The sequence below is a fragment of the Streptomyces sp. NPDC007084 genome (assembly GCF_040703595.1).
Taxonomy (GTDB): domain Bacteria; phylum Actinomycetota; class Actinomycetes; order Streptomycetales; family Streptomycetaceae; genus Streptomyces.
The window spans coordinates 1-18,140 of sequence record NZ_JBEYFY010000091.1 but is presented as its reverse complement, the minus strand read 5'-3'; the positions used below and the strand labels follow the sequence as shown (position 1 = coordinate 18,140).

17 protein-coding genes are annotated in these 18,140 nt (G+C 74.5%); 10 read left to right on the top strand and 7 right to left on the bottom strand.

The window, feature by feature from the left end; all coding sequences use genetic code 11:
* Positions 1-259: 259 nt before the first annotated feature.
* Positions 260-1,693, bottom strand: coding sequence for an NAD(P)/FAD-dependent oxidoreductase (locus tag AB0912_RS34630; protein ID WP_366707056.1), 1,434 nt, complete (start codon positions 1,691-1,693; stop codon positions 260-262).
* Between the two features lie 120 nt (positions 1,694-1,813).
* On the opposite strand from AB0912_RS34630, the gene trxA reads away from it, so the two are divergent.
* Entirely contained in the window at positions 1,814-2,227 is a 414-nt protein-coding gene (trxA, locus tag AB0912_RS34625; protein ID WP_366707054.1) for a thioredoxin, read from the top strand.
* 191 nt (positions 2,228-2,418) lie between these two features.
* Here the strand turns inward: trxA and AB0912_RS34620 are convergent, their stop codons facing one another.
* Positions 2,419-3,453: a LacI family DNA-binding transcriptional regulator gene (locus AB0912_RS34620; protein WP_366707052.1), complete on the bottom strand. Its 1,035-nt coding sequence runs from the start codon at positions 3,451-3,453 to the stop codon at positions 2,419-2,421.
* A gap of 167 nt (positions 3,454-3,620) precedes the next feature.
* On the opposite strand from AB0912_RS34620, the gene AB0912_RS34615 reads away from it, so the two are divergent.
* A complete protein-coding gene (locus AB0912_RS34615; RefSeq protein WP_366707050.1) occupies positions 3,621-5,045 on the top strand; it encodes an amidase in 1,425 nt (474 codons plus the stop codon).
* Between the two features lie 241 nt (positions 5,046-5,286).
* Positions 5,287-5,733: a type II toxin-antitoxin system PemK/MazF family toxin gene (locus AB0912_RS34610; protein ID WP_366707048.1), complete on the top strand. Its 447-nt coding sequence runs from the start codon at positions 5,287-5,289 to the stop codon at positions 5,731-5,733.
* Between the two features lie 181 nt (positions 5,734-5,914).
* Here AB0912_RS34610 and AB0912_RS34605 read toward each other — a convergent pair whose 3' ends face one another.
* Positions 5,915-6,757 carry a TIGR02452 family protein gene (locus tag AB0912_RS34605; RefSeq protein ID WP_366707046.1) on the bottom strand — a complete coding sequence of 281 codons (843 nt, stop codon included), beginning with the start codon at positions 6,755-6,757 and terminating at the stop codon, positions 5,915-5,917.
* Positions 6,758-7,014: 257 nt separating this feature from the next.
* Here AB0912_RS34605 and egtA point away from each other — a divergent pair, with 257 nt between their 5' ends.
* Genes egtA through egtD form a run of 4 tightly spaced genes read left to right on the top strand, consistent with a single transcriptional unit; the run spans position 7,015 to position 11,487 of the window.
* The gene (gene egtA / locus AB0912_RS34600) at positions 7,015-8,418 is read left to right on the top strand and encodes an ergothioneine biosynthesis glutamate--cysteine ligase EgtA (protein WP_366707044.1); all 1,404 of its coding nucleotides are present in this window, start codon (positions 7,015-7,017) and stop codon (positions 8,416-8,418) included.
* Entirely contained in the window at positions 8,415-9,737 is a 1,323-nt protein-coding gene (gene egtB, locus AB0912_RS34595; protein ID WP_366707042.1) for an ergothioneine biosynthesis protein EgtB, read from the top strand. Before egtA ends, egtB begins: the two co-directional genes overlap by 4 nt.
* Complete coding sequence (gene egtC / locus AB0912_RS34590) at positions 9,737-10,528, top strand: ergothioneine biosynthesis protein EgtC (protein ID WP_366707040.1); 792 nt, start codon at positions 9,737-9,739, stop codon at positions 10,526-10,528. The genes egtB and egtC overlap by 1 nt, the downstream gene beginning before the upstream one ends.
* On the top strand, positions 10,525-11,487 hold the full coding sequence (egtD, locus tag AB0912_RS34585) for an L-histidine N(alpha)-methyltransferase (RefSeq protein ID WP_366707038.1): 963 nt from the start codon (positions 10,525-10,527) through the stop codon (positions 11,485-11,487). The genes egtC and egtD overlap by 4 nt, the downstream gene beginning before the upstream one ends.
* Before the next feature lie 275 nt (positions 11,488-11,762).
* On the opposite strand, the gene AB0912_RS34580 is transcribed toward egtD, so the two are convergent.
* On the bottom strand, positions 11,763-13,025 hold the full coding sequence (locus tag AB0912_RS34580) for an extracellular solute-binding protein (protein ID WP_366707036.1): 1,263 nt from the start codon (positions 13,023-13,025) through the stop codon (positions 11,763-11,765).
* 239 nt (positions 13,026-13,264) lie between these two features.
* Between AB0912_RS34580 and AB0912_RS34575 the strand changes: the two genes are divergently transcribed.
* Positions 13,265-13,480, top strand: a complete 216-nt coding sequence (locus tag AB0912_RS34575; protein WP_366707034.1) for a dodecin — start codon at positions 13,265-13,267, stop codon at positions 13,478-13,480.
* A gap of 221 nt (positions 13,481-13,701) precedes the next feature.
* Here the strand turns inward: AB0912_RS34575 and AB0912_RS34570 are convergent, their stop codons facing one another.
* Both AB0912_RS34570 and AB0912_RS34565 read right to left on the bottom strand, forming a co-directional pair.
* Positions 13,702-14,196, bottom strand: a complete 495-nt coding sequence (locus tag AB0912_RS34570) for a hypothetical protein (RefSeq protein ID WP_366707032.1) — start codon at positions 14,194-14,196, stop codon at positions 13,702-13,704.
* 127 nt (positions 14,197-14,323) lie between these two features.
* Entirely contained in the window at positions 14,324-14,875 is a 552-nt protein-coding gene (locus AB0912_RS34565) for an RNA polymerase sigma factor (protein WP_366707058.1), read from the bottom strand.
* A gap of 46 nt (positions 14,876-14,921) precedes the next feature.
* Here AB0912_RS34565 and AB0912_RS34560 point away from each other — a divergent pair, with 46 nt between their 5' ends.
* Positions 14,922-16,349 (top strand): serine/threonine-protein kinase, encoded by a 1,428-nt coding sequence (locus tag AB0912_RS34560; protein WP_366707030.1) that lies wholly within the window; start codon positions 14,922-14,924, stop codon positions 16,347-16,349.
* Between the two features lie 158 nt (positions 16,350-16,507).
* On the top strand, positions 16,508-17,254 hold the full coding sequence (locus tag AB0912_RS34555; RefSeq protein WP_366707028.1) for a DUF4232 domain-containing protein: 747 nt from the start codon (positions 16,508-16,510) through the stop codon (positions 17,252-17,254).
* 75 nt (positions 17,255-17,329) lie between these two features.
* Here AB0912_RS34555 and AB0912_RS34550 read toward each other — a convergent pair.
* Positions 17,330-18,140, bottom strand: an 811-nt coding sequence (locus tag AB0912_RS34550) for an RICIN domain-containing protein (RefSeq protein WP_366707026.1), incomplete at its 5' end; no start/stop codon positions are given.

Genomic DNA, 18,140 nt, shown 5'->3' with positions numbered 1-18,140 from the left:
GACGCTCTTCCGTTCTTACCCCCGGCGGCTGCCGGGACGGCCCCGGGGGGCGGGGGCGCCTGTTCGCGGGGGGCGCCCCGCCCCGGCGTATTCGTCCGCGGCCGGCCGGCCGCGGACGACCGAGACGCGCTCGACCGCTGGACCGGGGTCCCCCTCCCTGTCCGGGGCCCCCGACGTCTCCGGGGACCCGCCTCACGGTCGCCGGAGACCCGCCTCACGGTCGCCGGGGAGCCGCCTCACGGTCCACCCAGGACCCGCCTCACGCGTCCCGGTAGGCCTCCAGCAGGCGCAGCCAGACCTCGCTGATCGTCGGGTAGGACGGGACCGCGTGCCAGAGGCGGCTGAGGGGGACCTCGCCCACGATGGCGATCGTCGCGGAGTGGATCAGTTCGCCGACGCCGGGGCCCACCAGGGTGAGGCCGAGGATGATCTCGCGGTTGATGTCGACGACCATGCGGGCCTTGCCGCGGTAGCCGTCGGCGTAGAGGCCGGCGCCGGCGACCGAGGACATGTCGACGTCGACCGCGCGGACGCGGTGGCCCGCCTGTTCCGCCTCGGCGAGGGAGAGGCCGACGGCCGCCGCCTCCGGGTCGGTGAACACCACCTGCGGGACGGCCGCGTGGTCGGCGGTCGCGGCGTGCGCGCCCCACGGATCGGTCTCCAGCAGGGGCACGCCCGCCGCCCGGGCGGTGATGGCGGCGCCCGCGATCCGGGCCTGGTACTTGCCCTCGTGCGTGAGCAGCGCGCGGTGGTTGACGTCCCCGACGGCGTACAGCCACTCGGAGCCGACGACCCGCAGGCTGTCGTCCACCTCCAGCCACGAGCCGTTCTCCAGGCCCACGGTGTCGAGGCCGAGGTCGTCGGTGCGGGGCGCCCGGCCGGTGGCGAACAGGATCTCGTCGGCCTCGACGCGCTCGCCGGTGTCCGTGCGGGCGACCACCGTGGAGCCCTCGCGGGACACGGCGGTCACCGAGACGCCGGTGCGCACGTCCGCGCCGGCCTCGGTCAGCGCCTCGGCGATCAGTTCGCCGGCGAAGGGTTCCATGCGGGGCAGCAGGCCCTTGCCGCGGACCAGCAGGGTGACCTGGGAGCCGAGGGCCTGCCAGGCGGTGGCCATCTCGGCGGCGACCACACCGCCGCCGACCACGATCAGCCGCCCGGGCACGGTGTGCGCGCTGGTGGCCTCGCGGCTCGTCCAGGGCCTCACCTGGTCGAGTCCCGGCAGGTCGGGGAGGAGGGCGCGGGTGCCGGTGCACACGGCGACCGCGTGCCGGGCGGTGAGGGTCGTCCGCGTGCCGTCGGAGCCGTCGACCGTCACCGTGCGCGGACCGGCGAGGCGTCCGTGCCCCCGGTACAGGACCGCTCCGATGCCGTCCAGCCAGCCGATCTGGCCGTCGTCCTTCCAGTCCGAGGTGAACCAGTCGCGGTGGGCGAGGACCGCGGGGGCGTCGAGGGGGCCTTGTACGGCCGGGGCGAGGCCGGGTACGCGGCGGGCGTCGGCGCGGGCGATGGCCGGGCGCAGCAGGGCCTTGCTGGGCATGCACGCCCAGTACGAGCACTCGCCGCCGACCAGTTCGCTCTCCACGACCGCGGTGGAGAGGCCGGCCGCGCGGGCGCGGTCGGCCACGTTCTCCCCCACGGGCCCGGCACCGAGGACCACGACGTCGTAGGCGATGGATTCCGTTTCCGTCATGGGGTCAGTCTGGTCGCTGGTGTGGGCCGTGGCCACACGGGTACGGGCGCGGAATACGCCCCCGGTGGGTGGCGTTGTGCAAACCGGCATGAGCCGGACGTCAGGAAGAGGGAATATCGCATGAGCAGCACCGTGGAGCTGACCAAGGAGAACTTCGACCAGACGGTCACGGACAACGAGTTCGTCCTGATCGACTTCTGGGCGTCCTGGTGCGGGCCGTGCCGTCAGTTCGCGCCGGTCTACGAGAAGGCCGCCGAGGCGAACCCGGACCTGGTCTTCGCGAAGGTCGACACCGAGGCTCAGCCGGAACTCGCGGCGGCCTTCGACATCCAGTCGATCCCGACCCTGATGATCGTGCGCGACCAGGTCGCGATCTTCGCCCAGCCCGGCGCGCTCCCCGCGGAGGCGCTGGAGGACGTCATCGGGCAGGCCCGGAAGCTGGACATGGACGAGGTCCGCAAGTCGGTCGCGGCCCAGCAGGCCGCCGCCGCGCAGGGCCAGGGCACCTCGGAGGCCGCCGAGGGCGGCGAGTAGTCTCCGGCCCTCTGGCTCCCCGCTTACGGTCTTGACGTTCTGTGGTCTTACCGTCTTACGGTCACGGCGTCATCCGGTGATCCGTCGCGTGTGCGGCGGCGGCACCGGGTGGCGCCGTTCGTCGTTCCCGGCCTCCGGAGGCCGGGAACGGGAACCGGGGACCGGACGCGCCGGGCAGGCCCCCGCCGCTCTCAGCTCGACGCCCGGTGCACGACCCGCGCGCCGAGCACCTCGTGCGTCTCGGGCTCGCCGCCCGGTTCGCGGACGGCCCGGTCCACCAGGTCGGCGAGGTCGCGGCCGGAGGGCAGCTCGATGTGGACGGTGCTCAGCCGGGGCCGCAGCAGCCGGCCGAGCATCAGGTCGTCGGCGCCGACGACGGCCGTCTCGTCCGGAATGCTCACGCCGGCGTCCTGGAGGGCGCGCATGAGGAGCATCGCGTACTCGTCGTTGTAGGCGAAGACCGCGTCGAGGCCCAGTGAGCGCCAGCGGGCCGCGAGCCGGGCGGCGGCCTCCTCGTCGTACGGCAGGCGCAGTTCGGTCACCGTCGCGTCCGTGTCGCGCAGCGCCCGCCGGACGCCTTCGAGGCGCGGTGCGGCGAAGATCTCCAGGCCGGCCTCGCCGGGGAGCACCACGCCGACGCGGCGCCGGCCACGGGCCAGCAGGTGTTCGCCCGCCGCGTGGCCGACCCGGTCGTGGTTCATCAGGAGCGCGTGGGCGCCCTCGACGCGCTCGGGGCCCAGCGTGACGACGGCACGGGCCCCGGCCCGCTTGAGGACGGCCACCCCCTGCGGGCCGAGCCCGCTGCCGGGCACCAGGACGGCGACGGGCCGCAGTTCGGCCCAGGCGCGGGCGGCCTCGTCACCGCGCAGACCGACGCTGCCGTACTGCACGACGGTGTAGTCGAGCAGGCCCAGCGCTCCCTGGAGTTCGCTGAAGAACTGGTTGTAGAGGGGGCCCACGGGGACGGCCGGGGCGGGCATCAGGACCATGCGGCTGTGTCCGGCGCGCAGGCTGCGGGCGGCGGCGTGCGGGACGTATCCGAGTTCGGCGGCGGCCTCGCGGACCCTGCGGCGGGTGGGCTCGCTGATGCGGACGGCGCTGGTGTTGTTCAGGACGTACGAGACGGTCGCGCGCGAGACTCCCGCGAGGCGCGCCACGTCGGCGCTGGTCGGTACGGGTCGTTGCGCGGGCGCCGGCTGGGCGGGCTGCTTCGGTATCTGCACCATGACGTACGGCATCCTCGCAGAAGCCCGCGGCACCGCCTCGGGCGGGCGCCCCGGCACCGCGCGACCGGCGGAACTCGCGCGTCCGGAAGGGGGGTTGACCGTCGCGTACCGGTACGGGCGACCAGAGGTTACCGTTCGGTAGACGACGTTCTCCGGAGGTGTCCCGTATGGCTCCCGACCCCACCCCAGGCCTGGCGGAGAGCGCGCGTGCCCTGGCCGACGGCGAGGTGACGGCGCGCGAGCTGGTGGAACGGGCGCTGGCCCGCGTCGAGGCGAGCCGCGCCACGCTGAACGCGTTCCGGTTGGTGCGCGCCGAGGCGGCGCTCGCGGAGGCCGACGCGGCGGACCGGGAACTGGCGGCGGGCGGGCGGCGACTCCTGCTCGGGGTGCCGGTGGCGGTCAAGGACGACATGGACGTCGCGGGCGAGCCGACCGCGTTCGGCTGCGCGGGCACCTATCCGCCGGCGGCCGAGGACGGCGAGGCGGTCCGCCGGCTGCGGGCCGCCGGGGCGATCGTGATCGGCAAGACCAACACCTGCGAGCTGGGGCAGTGGCCCTTCACCGAGGGTCCGGCCTTCGGCGAGACCCGCAACCCCTGGCACCCCGGCCACACCCCCGGCGGTTCGTCGGGCGGCTCGGCGGCGGCGGTCGCCGCGGGTCTGGTGCCGGCGGCGCTCGGCTCGGACGGCGCCGGTTCCGTCCGTATCCCGGCCGCCTGGACGCATCTCGTCGGCATCAAGCCGCAGCGCGGCCGGATCTCGACCTGGCCGCGCCCGGAGTCGTTCCACGGCATCACCGTCAACGGCACACTCGCCCGCACCGTCGCGGACGCGGCCCTGCTGCTGGACGCGGCGAGCGGCGGCCACCCCGGCGATCTGCACCGCCCGGCGCCGCTGCGCGTCCACGAAGCGGCGGTCCGCGACCCGGGCCGGCTGCGTGTCGCGCTGTCGCTGAAACCGCCGTTCACGGCGGTGCCCGCGCGCCTCGATCCCGCCGTACGGGCGAAGGTGGTCGCGCTCGCGGAGCGGCTCGCCCGGCTCGGGCACACGGTGGAGGAGGCGGAGCCGCGCTACGGGCGGATCGGGCTCGCGTTCGTGCCGCGCGCCACGGCCGGGATCGCCGAACACGTGCGCGAGGCACCGTTCCCCGAACTGCTCGACCGGCGCACCCGGGACGCCGCCCGCCTCGGCAGGCTGCTGGGCGGGGCGCCGCTGCGGGCGGCCCGGCGGGCGGAGGCCGTGCTGCACCGGCGCGTCGGCGCGCTCTTCGAGGCCTACGACGTCCTGCTCGCGCCCACCACCGCCGCTCCCCCGCCGCGGATCGGGGCGCTGCACGGGCTGAGCGGGTTCGGCACCGACCGGGCGATGATCGCCGCCTGCCCGTACGCCTGGCCGTGGAACGTCCTCGGCTGGCCGGGGGTGAACGTCCCCGCGGGCTTCGTCGGCGACGGGCTGCCGGTCGGCGCGCAGCTCCTCGGCCCGGCGGACAGCGAACCCCTTCTCGTGTCGCTGGCCGCCCAGTTGGAGGACGAACTGCGCTGGCAGGACCACTGGCCGGCGTGGACGGCGGCTGCCGACTCGGCTGCGGGCTGAGGGAGTTGGGCCCCGCGGGCTGCTGTCGTCGGGGGCGCCCGGGTGGCCGGTTCGGCGGAGTTCCCTTGGCCAACGGCGGGCCCGGTGACGTACGCGGCTCCGCTGCCGTACGAAATACGTTGCGGAACAAGGGAATTGGGGGGCGCCCTGGACATGGGCCGCCGTGTCGTGTCGGCGCCGGGGGCCGGTCACGGCGGACCCGAGCGATCAACTCCCCCGGCCAGGCTCTACGGTGGCCCGCGTGACTGCCTCTACCGATGAAGACGTTCCCGGCCGCTACGGCCCCACCGCGACCACCGAGGCCGCGCCCCGTGACGTCGGCCCCGTGAAGACCGAGTACTCCCCCGCGCACGACGGCGACCCGGACCCCGGGGAGATCGTCTGGACCTGGGTGCCCTTCGAGGAGAACGACGGCCGGGGCAAGGACCGCCCGGTGCTGGTCGTGGCCCGGGAGCCCGCGGGCACCTTCCTCGCGGTGCAGCTCTCCAGCAAGCGGCACGACGGCGAGCGCGAGTGGGTCGCGATCGGGAGCGGGCCGTGGGACCGGACGGGACGGGACTCGTGGGTAGCCGTAGACCGGGTGCTGCGGCTGCACGAGGACGGGATGCGCCGGGAGGCCTGCGCGCTGGACCGGATGCGGTTCAACTCCGTCGTCCACCGGCTGCGCGAGCGCTACGGCTGGCGCTGACCCTGGACGTCAGGGGCGAAGCCGAGCGCGCGTGTCACGGCGGGCGCCGGACAGTGCCGGTGAGGGGTGACCGGCGATGACCCGGTGACCGGCCGATGGGCCCGGTGACCGGCCGATGGGCTCGGTGACCGGCCGGTGAAAGGCGACCGCCGGGCGGCGCGCACGCTCGTCCGGGCGGCCCTCACGCTCCCGGAGTCCGCGCACCTTCAAGGGCGAACGCCTGCTCGAACGCGCGGTAGGTCGTCCGGTCGCGTGCGCGGTCCAGGATGCCGAAGACCACCTGGTCGAAGGCCCCCTCGAAGCGGCCCCCGACCAGCAGCCCGCGGAAGGCGCCGGCCACCTGCGCCGGATCGTTCCGGAAGACCCCGCAGCCCCAGGCGCCGAGCACCAGCCGGCGGTAGCTGTGGGCGGCGGCGGTCTCCAGGACGCGTTCGGCGCGGGCCGCGAGCGCGCGGGGCAGCTCGGCCGCGCGCTCGGGGGCGGTCCGCAGCACGACCCCCGCGTTCGGTGCCGCGGCCGTGAGGAATCCGGCCGCGAACGGCTCGTCGAGGAGCACGCCGCGGTCGTCGCGGAAGACGGGTACGCCGGGCGAGTGGATGACACGGTCCGTGTAGAACGCGTCGCGGTGAGCGCGGTGGTGGTCGTAGAACCCCCGGGCCCGCAGCAGACAGGTGTACAGCGCGGAGGCGCGGCAGAGGGCTTCCTCCTGGGCCTGCGCGCCGTTCAGATAGCCGCCGCCCGGGTTGCGCGCCGAGGAGAAGTTCAGCACCGCGACCGGGCCGTCGCCCAGGGTCGTCAGCCGGCGGGCCGCCTCCAGGCTGCTCTCGCCGGTGACCTCGAACGCCGTGCGGCCGGCGGTCACCGAGGGTGTCTCCACCGGCCCGGGTCCGTACAGCCGTGTCCCGGCCCGGGCCGACTCGACGGCCGCGGCGATGGAGACCCGGGCCCCGGTAGGTGCGCGGTAGCCGCCGGCCGCGACGATCTCCTCGGTCTCCCGGGCGATCGCCCGCAGCCGCGCGCTCATGGCGCCACCCCCGTACGCGCCATGAGCGCGGACCGGCTGTCGCTCCCCGTCGTGCTCATGCACGCATCGTGAGCGATGCTGGTCCTGCGGCGCAACAGAGTTTCAACGCCCCGCAAACGGTGTACTCCGGTCCCGCAAGCGACAAATTCGCCCCCTTGTGCGAACCGCCGAGAGGGTCTTGGGTGGACGGGTGAATGCCGGTCCGGCCCACCAGACCCCGGGCCGGCGGCATGGTGGAATCTCAGGAGGATCCCCACATGTCCGATTCGGTGAGTGACTGTACGGAGCGACGCCGCTCCCCCGTCACCGAGGCCGAGGTGGAGGCGCTGGTCCATGGCATCTGCTTCAAGACCGGCCCGCCCCGGTTCCTCGGTGTGGAAGTCGAATGGCTCGTCCACGAGCTGCGCGCGCCGCGGCTCCCCGTACCGCCTGAACGTCTCGAAGCGGCGTACGCCGCGCTGCGGGCCGTACCGCTGAGTTCGGCGCTCACCGTCGAACCCGGCGGGCAACTGGAGCTGAGTTCCGCTCCCGCCGCCTCCCTGATGGAGTGCGTACGGTCCGTCTCGGCCGACCTGGACGCCGTCCGCGCCACGCTGCGCGAGGCGGGCCTCGGCCTCAGCGGTTACGGCCAGGACCCCTGGAACACCCCGAGCCGCTATCTCCATGAGCCCCGGTACGACGCCATGGAGAGTTACCTCGACCGTGCGGGGCCCGAGGGCCGCGCCATGATGTGCACGTCGGCGTCCGTACAGGTGTGCGTGGACGCCGGATACGAGGAGCCGGGTCCGCTCGGGCACGGGCGGCGCTGGTGGCTCGCGCACCAGCTCGGCCCGGTCCTGGTGGCCGCGTTCGCCCACTCCCCGATGGCCCGGGGGCGGCGCACGGGCTGGCGCTCCACGCGGCAGTCGCTGTGGGCCGCGATGGACCCCGGGCGCACCGACGCGCCGTCGCTGGACGGCGATCCCCGGGCCGCCTGGGCCCGGCACGTGCTGGACGCCCCGGTGATGTGCGTCCGGGCGCCCGAGGGCCCCTGGGGCGTTCCGGAGGGGATGACCTTCCGTGACTGGACCCGGTCCGGCAACCCGCCGGAGCGGGAGGATCTCGACTACCACATGACGACGCTGTTCCCGCCGGTGCGGCCGCGCGGCCATCTCGAACTGCGCATGATCGACGCGCAGCCGGGTGAGGACGGCTGGATCGTGCCCCTCGCGGTGACGGCGGCCCTCTTCGACGACCCGAGCGCGGCCGAGATCGCCTACCGGACCGTGAAGCCGCTCGCGGAGCGGGCGGGCCCCGGCCGGGCGCCGCGCAACCCGCTGTGGCGGGACGCGGCCCGGCTGGGTCTCGCCGATCCGGAGCTGCGGGAGGCCGCGGCGGTCTGCTTCGCGGCGGCCTACGAGGCGCTGCCCCGGCTCGGTGCCTCGGCGGAGGTCATGGCGGCCGTCGCGGAGTTCACCGAGCGTTATGTGGCACGGGGCCGCTGTCCCGCGGACGATCTGCTCGACGCCGAGAGGGGCCGGCACGACGCGCGGCCCGACACCCTGCCGGGCCTGGGACGGTCCGACGGGCCGACCGGGGCAGCCTGGTCCGACGGGCCGTCCGAGACCCGGTCCGACGGCCGTTCGGCCGGCCGGTTCGACGGGAAGGACATCAGCTCATGACCGCCCCCGATTCGCTCACGGATCCGGAGTCGCTCAGGGAGCGCGCGCTCGACGCGCTCGTCACGGCGCGGGACCGGACCGCCCTGCTCACCTCGTGTGTGGAGGACCCCGACCTGACCGCGCAGCACTCCCCGCTGATGTCGCCGCTGGTGTGGGACCTCGCGCACATCGGCAACCAGGAGGAGCTGTGGCTGCTGCGGGCGGTCGCGGGGCGTGAGGCGCTGCGTCCCGAGATCGACGGGCTGTACGACGCGTTCGAGCACGCGCGTTCCGAGCGGCCCACGCTCCCGCTGCTGCCGCCCGCCGAGGCCCGTACGTACGCGGCGGAGGTGCGCGGCCGGGCGCTCGACGTGCTGGAGAGTTCGGCGTTCGCCGGCTCCCGGCTCACCGAGGCCGGGTTCGCCTTCGGCATGATCGCGCAGCACGAACAGCAGCACGACGAGACCATGCTGATCACCCATCAGCTGCGGAGGGGGCCGGCCGCGCTCACGGCGCCGGACCCCGCTCCCGTCGAGCCGTACACCGGTCCCGCCGAAGTCCTCGTCCCCGGCGGCCCGTTCGTGATGGGCACCTCCACCGAACCGTGGGCGCTGGACAACGAACGGCCCGCGCACCGCCGTACGGTCCCGGCGTTCCACATCGACACGACCCCGGTCACGAACGGCGCCTACCAGGCGTTCATCGCGGACGGCGGTTACGGCGACCCGCGCTGGTGGGCGCCGGAGGGCTGGGACCACATCCGCACGCACGGCATCGAGGCGCCGCTGTTCTGGCGGCGTGAGGGCGGGCAGTGGCTGCGGCGGCGCTTCGGCGTCACCGAGGTCGTGCCGCCCGACGAGCCGGTCCTGCACGTGTGCTGGTACGAGGCCGACGCCTACGCCCGCTGGGCGGGCCGCCGGCTGCCGACCGAGGCGGAGTGGGAGAAGGCGGCCCGCCACGACCCGGTGTCCGACCGGTCCACGCGCTACCCGTGGGGCGACGCCGACCCCACCCCGGATCACGCCAACCTGGGCCAGCGCCATCTGCGCCCGGCACCGGCCGGCAGCTATCCGGCGGGCGCCTCGCCGCTCGGCGTACGGCAGTTGATCGGTGACGTGTGGGAGTGGACGTCGAGCGGCCTGGAGCCGTATCCGGGCTTCGCCGCCTTCCCGTACCGGGAGTACTCGGAGGTGTTCTTCGGGCCCGACTACAAGGTGCTGCGCGGCGGTTCGTTCGCGGTGGACCAGGTGGCCTGCCGGGGCACGTTCCGCAACTGGGACTACCCGATCAGGCGGCAGATCTTCTCCGGGTTCCGCACGGCCCGGGACGGATCTTCCTGATGTGCCGTCACCTCGCGTTCCTGGGTGACGAGGAGCGGCTCGGCGCGCTCCTCGTCACCCCGGAGCACAGCCTGTTCCGGCAGTCGTGGGCGCCCCGCCGGCAGCGGTACGGGACGGTCAACGCCGATGGTTTCGGGGTGGGTTGGTACGCCGACGGCGATCCGGTGCCGGCCCGCTACCGGCGTACCGGGCCCATCTGGGGCGACGCCTCGTTCGCCGACCTGGCCCGCGTGGTCGGATCGCGGGCGCTGCTCGCCGCGGTGCGGGACGCGACGGTGGCGGGTTCCGACGGGGAGGCCGCGGCGGCGCCGTTCGCCGCGGACGCCTGGCTGTTCAGCCACAACGGCGCGGTCCTCGGCTGGCCGCACTCGCTCGCCCCGCTCGTATCGGGCCTGCCGGCGGCGGAGTTGCTGTCGCTGGAGGCCCGGTGCGACTCGGCTTTCGTGTGGGCGCTGGTACTGCGCCGGCTGCGCGCCGGGGACACGGCGGGCCAGGCGCTCGCCGACACCGTCGTGGAGGTCGCGGAGGCGGCCCCCGGCTCCCGGCTCAACCTGCTGCTCACCGACGGCGACACGATCGCCGCGACCGCCTGGGGCGACACCCTCTGGTATCTGGCCGGGCCCGGCCCGCGCACCGTCGTGGCCTCCGAGCCGTACGACGAGGACCCGGCCTGGCGTGAGGTCCCCGACCGCACCCTCCTCACGGCGAGCCGCACCGAGGTGCTGCTCACCCCGCTCAAGGACATGAGCGACGACATGGCATCCGCACAGCGCAAGGAGCCCCGTACGTGAGCCCGTTCCTGCTGACCCGCACCCTGCCCGAGGACGCCACGGAGGCGGCCCTGCGCGCCGACGTCCTGCACGGCCTCGGGCACACGCCGAAGACGCTGCCGCCCAAGTGGTTCTACGACGCGCACGGCAGCGAGCTGTTCGAGAAGATCACCGAACTCCCGGAGTACTACCCGACGCGCGCCGAGCGGGAGATCCTGCTCGCGCGGGCCGGCGAGATCGCCGCGGCGAGCGGTGCGCGCACCCTCGTGGAGCTGGGTTCCGGCTCCTCGGAGAAGACGCGCCATCTGCTGGACGCGCTGCCGGACCTGCACACCTATGTCCCCGTGGACGTCAGCGAGAGCGCGCTCACGCAGGCCGGGCAGGCGCTGATCGCGGAGCGTCCGGGGCTGAACGTGCACGCCCTGATCGCCGACTTCACCGGCGGTCTCACCCTCCCGGACACCCCGGGGCCGCGTCTGGTGGCGTTCCTGGGCGGCACCATCGGCAATCTGCTGCCCGCCGAGCGCGCCGCGTTCCTGGCGTCCGTACGGTCGCTGCTGGCGCCCGGGGACACCCTGCTGCTCGGCACGGACCTGGTCAAGGACCCGGCGGTGCTCGTCCGGGCCTACGACGACGCGGCCGGGGTGACGGCCGCGTTCAACAAGAACGTGCTGAGCGTGGTCGACCGTGAACTCGGCGCGGACTTCGACCTCGACGGGTTCGAGCATGTCGCGCTCTGGGACGCCGGGCACGAGTGGATCGAGATGCGGCTGCGGTCCCGGAGCGCGCAGAGCGTGAAGATCCCCGCGCTGGACCTCGCCGTCGACTTCGCCGAGGGCGAGGAGCTGCGCACCGAGATCTCGGCCAAGTTCCGCGCGGAGGGCGTCCGGGCCGAACTGGCCGAGGCCGGCTTCGATCTGACGCACTGGTGGACGGACACGGCGGGCCGCTTCGCGCTGTCGCTCAGCTCGGCGGAGTAGCCCGCCGAGGGGCGGGGCCGCGTCCGCCCGGCGGAGCGACTCTCCAGCGAACAGGGCTCGTTCGTTCGCCGGAGCCGACTCCCCGCCGGGCGGGTCCGTCCCGTCCCGGCTCGTCGGCTCGGCTCGCGCCCGGCTCGGCTCGCGCTCGGCTCGTCGGCTCGGTTCGGCTCGCGCCTGGGTCGTCGGCTCGGGCTCGGGCTCGGGCTCGGGCTCGGGCTCGGCTACGCAACTCCCCGGCGGGCGGGCCCGCGTGCGCCCGCCCGCCGGGGGTTCGTTCACTCGTCGTCGACGGACAGGACGCTCGTGATGCGGTCGGAGGCCTTGCGGGCCTCGGTCGCCGGGTCGGCCCCGCCGAGGATCTTCGTCATACACGCCTTGATCGGGTTGTCCGCCTCGACCGCGGCCCACTGGGGCGAGGTCGGGGTGGCCCGGCCCTGCGCGGCGCCCGCCGCCATCGCGGCCACCCCCGGTTCCCCGGACACGGCGCCCGCGAGCTTCGTCTTGTTGGGCACGTAGTTCATCGTGCGGGCCAGCTCCGTCTGCCACTTGGCGCCGGCGAGCGCCGCGACGACGGCGGTGGCGGCACCCCGGTCGTCGGTGTTCTCGGGCACGACCAGGTCTGAGCCGCCGGTGAAGACCGCGCCGGGCTTCTCCGCGGTCTTGCCGGGCACCGGGAAGAACCCCAACTTGCCCTTCAGGTCGGGGTTCGCGCGCTCGATGGCCTGGACGAGTCCGGGCACCGCCACGATCTGCGCGACCTTGCCCCGCGCGAACACCCCGGACTGCGGCGGGTGTTCCTCGTCGGCGCCCACCGGACCGTCCCCCAGCGCCTGGAGCCGCCGGTAGAAGTTCATGCCGCGCAGCGCGGCCGGTGTCGCGAGCGTGCCCTCCCAGCTCCCCGAGCGGGACTCCGTCGCGAGGTCGCCGCCCTCGTCCCAGATGAACCCGGACAGCGTGTACCAGTCCTGGCCGGCCAGGTAGATCCCCTGGTTCCCGCCGGTGTTGAGACGTTCGGTGTCCGTGAGCCACTGCTCGCGGGTCTTCGGCGGCTGCTTGATGTCAGCGGCCCGGAACAGGTCCTTGCGGTAGATGACGACCCGGTTGGCGGCGTACCAGGGGACGCCGAACTGTCGGGTGCCGAACCGGCCGGGCTCGGCGAGGCCGGGCAGCCAGTCGTTCATGCCCCAGTCCCGCATCGACTCCAGGGTCAGATCGCTGAGTCCGCCGCCGTCGACGTACTGCGCCACCTGGGTGTTGCCGACCTCGATGACGTCGGGCGCGTCGACGTCATCCCGCTTCAGCGCCGCCTGGACCTTGTCGCCGATGCCCGTCCACTCCTGGATGCGGATGTCGAGGCGCAGCTTGTCGTGCTCTCGCTCGAAGTCGTCGGTGAAGTGCTTGAGGAACTCCTTGGAGGCACTGTCCTTCATCAGCCACACCGTGACGGTCTGCCGGGAGGCGCCGCTTCCCGGCAAGGAGCCGCACGCGGTGAGCAGGGAGGCGCTGACGCAGGCGACGGCGAGCAGACGACGTTTCACGAGGGGTCCAGTTCTGTCTTGCGGACAGGGGTGAGGGGCCCGACGTGGGGGGACGAGCTGGGGCGCTCGTACGGGTGTGTGGATTTTGGTATGGACCAATAAGGTCCGTCAAGGGCCCACCGCACCCACCGCCACCGTTCCGTCACCCGGGGCACCCCGCCATCTCGCGCCACGACAGCCGGTGGGGCACCGTGGGATGACGCGTGGCACCCGCGCCACGGCGGAGAGGAGCAACCCGTATGTCCGACCACACCTATCGGGTCACCGAGATCGTCGGGACCTCGCACGAAGGCATCGACCAGGCCATCCGCAACGGGATCACCCGGGCCTCGCAGACCCTGCGCAACCTGGACTGGTTCGAGGTGACCCAGGTCAGGGGCCAGATCGAGAACGGGCGGGTCGAGCACTACCAGGTGGGCCTGAAGCTCGGGTTCCGCCTGGAGGACGCGGACTGACGCTTCGCCGGCCACCGGCGCGGGCCTTCCCGGGGCGATCCCCGATCGGCGCGGGCCGTCCCGGGCCGGTTCCCGATCGACGCGGGCCTTCCCGAGCCGGATCCCGATCGACGCGGGCCTTCCCGAGGCGGTTCCCCCGTTCCGGTTCGGTTCCCCGCCCCAGGTCGGATCTGCGCCCCGGGTCGGAGCTGTGCCCGGGTCCGGTCCCCGCGCCGGGCCGGTCAGGTCCGGCCCTCGCCCTCCTGCGCGTCCCGCAGCGCCGTTGACGCGGCGGCCCACCGTGCCCGTACGACCGTGAAGCCGGCCCGTTCCGCGTCCTCGCAGACAAGTTCGTCGTCGTCGACGAGGACGCGGATCTCGCGTTCCCCGGCGAGCCGGCGCAGGATCTCCAGCTTGGTGCGGCGGGCGGGCCTGCGGTCGTCGTCGCGCCGCATCCAGACACGGCCCTTAGGCAGCCCCTGGGCAGCCAGCCAGGCCAGGGTGTCGCGGCGGCAGCGCTCCGGGCGGCCGGTCAGATAGACGACCTCGCACTCCTCGGCGCTGCGCAGCGCCAGCGCGACGCCCTCGGCGAGCGGCGGGTCCTCGCCCGCCGCGGCGAAGAACGCGTCCCAGTCGCGCGGCGCGCGCTCCAGGAACCGCTGCCGGTGCGCGGTGTCCGCGAGGGTGCCGTCCAGGTCGAACACGGCGAGCGGGGGCCTGCTGCTCTGCTTCTTCACACGGCTCAGCCTAGACAGCGGCCCCGCACCCGGCGCGGCACACGACCGGCGCCGGACGCCACCGCCGGACGCCACCGCCGGACGACCCTGCCGGGCGGCTCCGCGAGAGTGCGCGACAGGACCGGGTTCAGGAGGCGTCGGCCAGCCAGGGCCGGACCTGCTTGCGCGCCTCGTGCAGGCGGGACTTGAGCGTGCCGAGCGGAATCCCGACGCGCTCGGCGACCTCCGCGTACTCCAGCTGGCAGATGTCGCGGTACACCAACGGCGCGACCAGGTGCGGGTGTTCGCGCTCCAGCCGCTCCAGCGCCTCCAGCAGGTCGATCCGGGACCCGGCGATGACACTCGTGGTCCGCGGGTCCACGTACTGGGCCGCGTCGATCTCCTCGGGCCGCTCGGCGGCCCGCCGTTTCAGCTCGCGGTACTTCTGCCGGGCGCAGTTGGCCACCACCGTGTAGAGCCAGGTGCTGAACCGGCTACGGCCCTCGAAGGTGGTGATCTTGCGGGACACCTGGAGGAGCACGTCCTGCGCCGCCTCCTCGGCGTCCTCACGGCAGGGCAGAAAGCGCCCGCAGCGCCGCACGACCTCGGGCCGCACCTGCTGGAGCAGCACGTCCAGGGCCGCCTCGTCACCGGCTGCCGCGCGCAGCGCCAGTTCCTCGCTCCCCGCCGCGTCCCGCACTGGATGCTCCCCTCGGTGTCGGTCCAAGGCCAGGCATGATAGTCGCATGCACTCCCTGGAACGGATCGGCCGCTACCGTCTGGACCGGCGCCTGGGCGCCGGCGGTTTCGGCGTGGTCTGGCTCGCCCACGACGACGACCTCGACGCGACGGTGGCGCTGAAAGTGCTGTCCGACAACTGGGCCGACCACCTGGACGTCCGGGAGCGCTTCCTCGCCGAGGCGCGGCTGCTGCGCAAGGCCGACTCCAGCCGGGTCGTCCAGGTCTACGACATCGGTGAACTCCCGGACGGCAGGCCCTACTTCGTCATGGAGTACGCGGACGGGGGCACCCTCGCCGACCGGGTCGGGGCCGGACCGCTGCCCGTCGCCGAGGCGCTGCGGCTGACCGCGCTGGCGGCCCGGGCCGCGGCGGCGCTGCACGAGGCGGGCATCGTGCACCGTGACATCAAGCCGTCCAACGTGCTGCTGCGCACCACCCCCGGCGGCACCGACCGGGTGCTCCTCGCGGACCTCGGGCTGGCGAAGAGCCTGGCGCAGGCCTCCGGGCTCACCATGGCCGCGGGCTCCGCCGGCTACACCCCGCCCGAGCAGGCCCAGGCCGGTTCCGGCATCGACGCGCGGGCCGACGTGTACAGCCTGGGCGCGCTCGGCTACCACCTCGTCACCGGCGTGGTCCCGGGCCCGCCCGGCGAGGTGGAGCGGCCCGACCGGCTGCGTCCGGGCCTTCCGGCGGACGTCCGGCGGGCGCTGCTGCGGGCGATGGAGCCCGACCGGGAGCGGCGCTGGCGCACCGCGGCGGAGTTCGCGGCGGAACTGGAGCGGCTGGCCGAGACGGCGCCTGCCGAGCCGCCCTCCCGGGCATCCCAGGCGTCCCGCCCCCGCTCTCCGCGCCGGCGGCGCACCGCGCTGCTGGCGCTCGCGGGTGTCGTCGTGGCCGGCGCGGCCGGTACCGGAGCCGTACTGCTGGCCCGGGACCCCGGTGCCGGTGCCGGTGCCGGTGCGAAGACCGTCCGGGTCGGCGACCGTACCGGCCGGGTCTCGGCCGAGGTCCCGGCCGCCTGGGGCCGCGAGGTGCGCGACTCCGGCTGGAACCCCCGGGCGCTCGGTCTGACGGCCGGCGCGGAGCCCGGGCTCGCCGTCGCGAACCACCTGACCCGCTGGCAGGACCTCGGTTCGGGCGGGGTCGACGGCGCCTTCGTCGGACTGAGCGAGCACGGCGACGTGACCGCCGAGGTCCGGGACCTCGCGCACACCGGCTGCCACTACACCGGCAGCCGCCCCTACTCCGGCAAGCGCTGGCACGCGCTGATACGGACCTGGGACGACTGTCCGGGCGACGGCTCCCTCACCGAGGCGGCGCTCACCCCGGCGGGCGGCGCCGCACAGCCCCAGGTGTATGTGCAGATCCGCCAGGAGAGCGGCGGCCGGGGCACGGTCGACGCCGTGATCGGCTCCGTACGGGTGTCGTCCTGACCGGCCCCGGACGGCGCTTCCCGGCCGGTTTCGTGAACACGTCGGCCGATTCCGCGAACTTTTCGCCCCGCGGGTGCATCGGAGTGGGGTGACGGGGCACAACGCGCCGTGCGTACGGGCGAGAGACCCCGTACGAAGCGAGACCAAGGAGTGGTGACATGACGACCTTCCGGCGTACGGACACGGACCGGCCCGGGACGGTGTCCGCGCACCGCGCATCATCCGCCGCCCGGCGGGCCGCCCTGCTCGCGGGTGTCGCGCTGCTGAGCGTGCTCACCGCCTGCGGCACCGACACCCCGAGCGGTTCCCCGAAGAGCCTGTCCGGTACGGCCGAACCGGCGTCCGGCGACTCCACGACGGCCCCCGGCTCGTCGGACCCGTCCGAGTCCGGCGCGAGCGCGGCCCCGGACGACACCGCTGCGGGCACGCCGACCGACGCCGCCTCGGCGTCCGCCACCGCGTCCTCGGGGAACGCGGCGACCGCGAGCAGCCGCTGCCACACCTCCGAGCTGCGCGCCTCGGTCGGCCGCAACGACCCGGGGGCGGGGCAGGAGAACTTCCCGATCGTGCTGACCAACCGGTCCGGACGCACCTGTACCGTGCGCGGCTACCCCGGGGCGGCCTTCGTGGACTCCTCCGGCAAGCAGCTCGGCCCCGACCCCAAGCGGTCCACGGACTCGGTGACGACCGTGAAGCTGGGCCCCGGCCAGAGCGCGTGGGCGGGCCTGTCCTTCTCCAACCCGGAGATCAGCGGCGCCCGCACGGCGACCCCCGCCTCGCTGGTCGTCACCCCGCCCGACGAGAAGGACTCCCTCACGGTGAAGTGGACGCAGGGCGAGGTGCCGGTGTCCGGCAACTCCTCCTCGGTCCGTCTCAGCGTGGTGCGTGTCGGCAGCGGCGCCTGACGACCGCCGCCCGGTCCGGTCCCGGCCGTTCCCCGCCCCGCCCCCGGCGCCCCGAGGGTCCGGGTGCCCGGCCCCTCAGTTTCCCGGCGCCGGGGTGGCGGACGGGGAGGTCCCGCCCCCGGCGGAGCCCCAGTCGACGAGTTGTGTCCGGGGTGAGGGGGACGCCGCGTCCAGGGTCCAGCGCTGGACCGGTTCGGTGTCGTCGCGCGGCTTGAGGACGAGCGCGGACTCGCCTCGGGCGGCGGCGGGCACCAGGACCAGGTCCTTGTTCCGGCGGGCCACCAGCCTGCCGTCGGGGGTGAGGTCGTAGCGGATGTTCCGCGCGCCGGGGTCCGACGGGCCGACGCACGGGGCGAGTTGGACCGAGTAGCCGAGCCGTGAGTCCAGACAGAAGCCGTTCACGGTGTCACGCAGCAGGCCGTCCGGCCCGTACGACCAGGTGAGCGCGGAGTCCGAGCCGCACGAGGTGAGCCGGGTCTCCTCGCCGGCCGCGGCCTTCGTGCCGGTGACGCCGACGCACAGTCCGGTGGCCGGGTTGCGCAGGAGGCCGCGGGTCGTGCCGTCCGGCGGCCTGTCGGCGCCCGTCCAGGACGGGGTCGAGCCGGTGTGCGGGCGCGGCGCCGCCGGGGAGCCGTCGCCGTCGGCCTTGCCGTCCGGTCCCTCGGAGCCGGCACCGGCGGCCCACAGCACCAGCGGGACCAGGATCAGCGCGCCGAGGGTGAGCACGGCGAGCGTCACGTTCCGGCGGCTCGGCGCGCGCCGGTCCGCCTTGTGCGTCCGGCTCCGGTGGGACGGTCGCGCGCGGGTGCCGGTGGCCGCCGCGCCCCGGTGGGAGGGGCGGGCGCCAACGTCGACAAGATCGTCTTCCCGGTCTCGATCCACGACG

Bases quoted from the DNA above. Each gene is read 5' to 3' on its own strand.
- AB0912_RS34630 (WP_366707056.1), bottom strand. From the start codon at position 1,693: ATGACGGAAACGGAATCCATCGCCTACGACGTCGTGGTCCTCGGTGCC.
- trxA (WP_366707054.1), top strand. From the start codon at position 1,814: ATGAGCAGCACCGTGGAGCTGACCAAGGAGAACTTCGACCAGACGGTC.
- AB0912_RS34620 (WP_366707052.1), bottom strand. From the start codon at position 3,453: ATGGTGCAGATACCGAAGCAGCCCGCCCAGCCGGCGCCCGCGCAACGA.
- AB0912_RS34615 (WP_366707050.1), top strand. From the start codon at position 3,621: ATGGCTCCCGACCCCACCCCAGGCCTGGCGGAGAGCGCGCGTGCCCTG.
- AB0912_RS34605 (WP_366707046.1), bottom strand. From the start codon at position 6,757: ATGAGCGCGCGGCTGCGGGCGATCGCCCGGGAGACCGAGGAGATCGTC.
- egtA (WP_366707044.1), top strand. From the start codon at position 7,015: ATGTCCGATTCGGTGAGTGACTGTACGGAGCGACGCCGCTCCCCCGTC.
- egtB (WP_366707042.1), top strand. From the start codon at position 8,415: ATGACCGCCCCCGATTCGCTCACGGATCCGGAGTCGCTCAGGGAGCGC.
- egtC (WP_366707040.1), top strand. From the start codon at position 9,737: ATGTGCCGTCACCTCGCGTTCCTGGGTGACGAGGAGCGGCTCGGCGCG.
- AB0912_RS34575 (WP_366707034.1), top strand. From the start codon at position 13,265: ATGTCCGACCACACCTATCGGGTCACCGAGATCGTCGGGACCTCGCAC.
- AB0912_RS34560 (WP_366707030.1), top strand. From the start codon at position 14,922: ATGCACTCCCTGGAACGGATCGGCCGCTACCGTCTGGACCGGCGCCTG.
- AB0912_RS34555 (WP_366707028.1), top strand. From the start codon at position 16,508: ATGACGACCTTCCGGCGTACGGACACGGACCGGCCCGGGACGGTGTCC.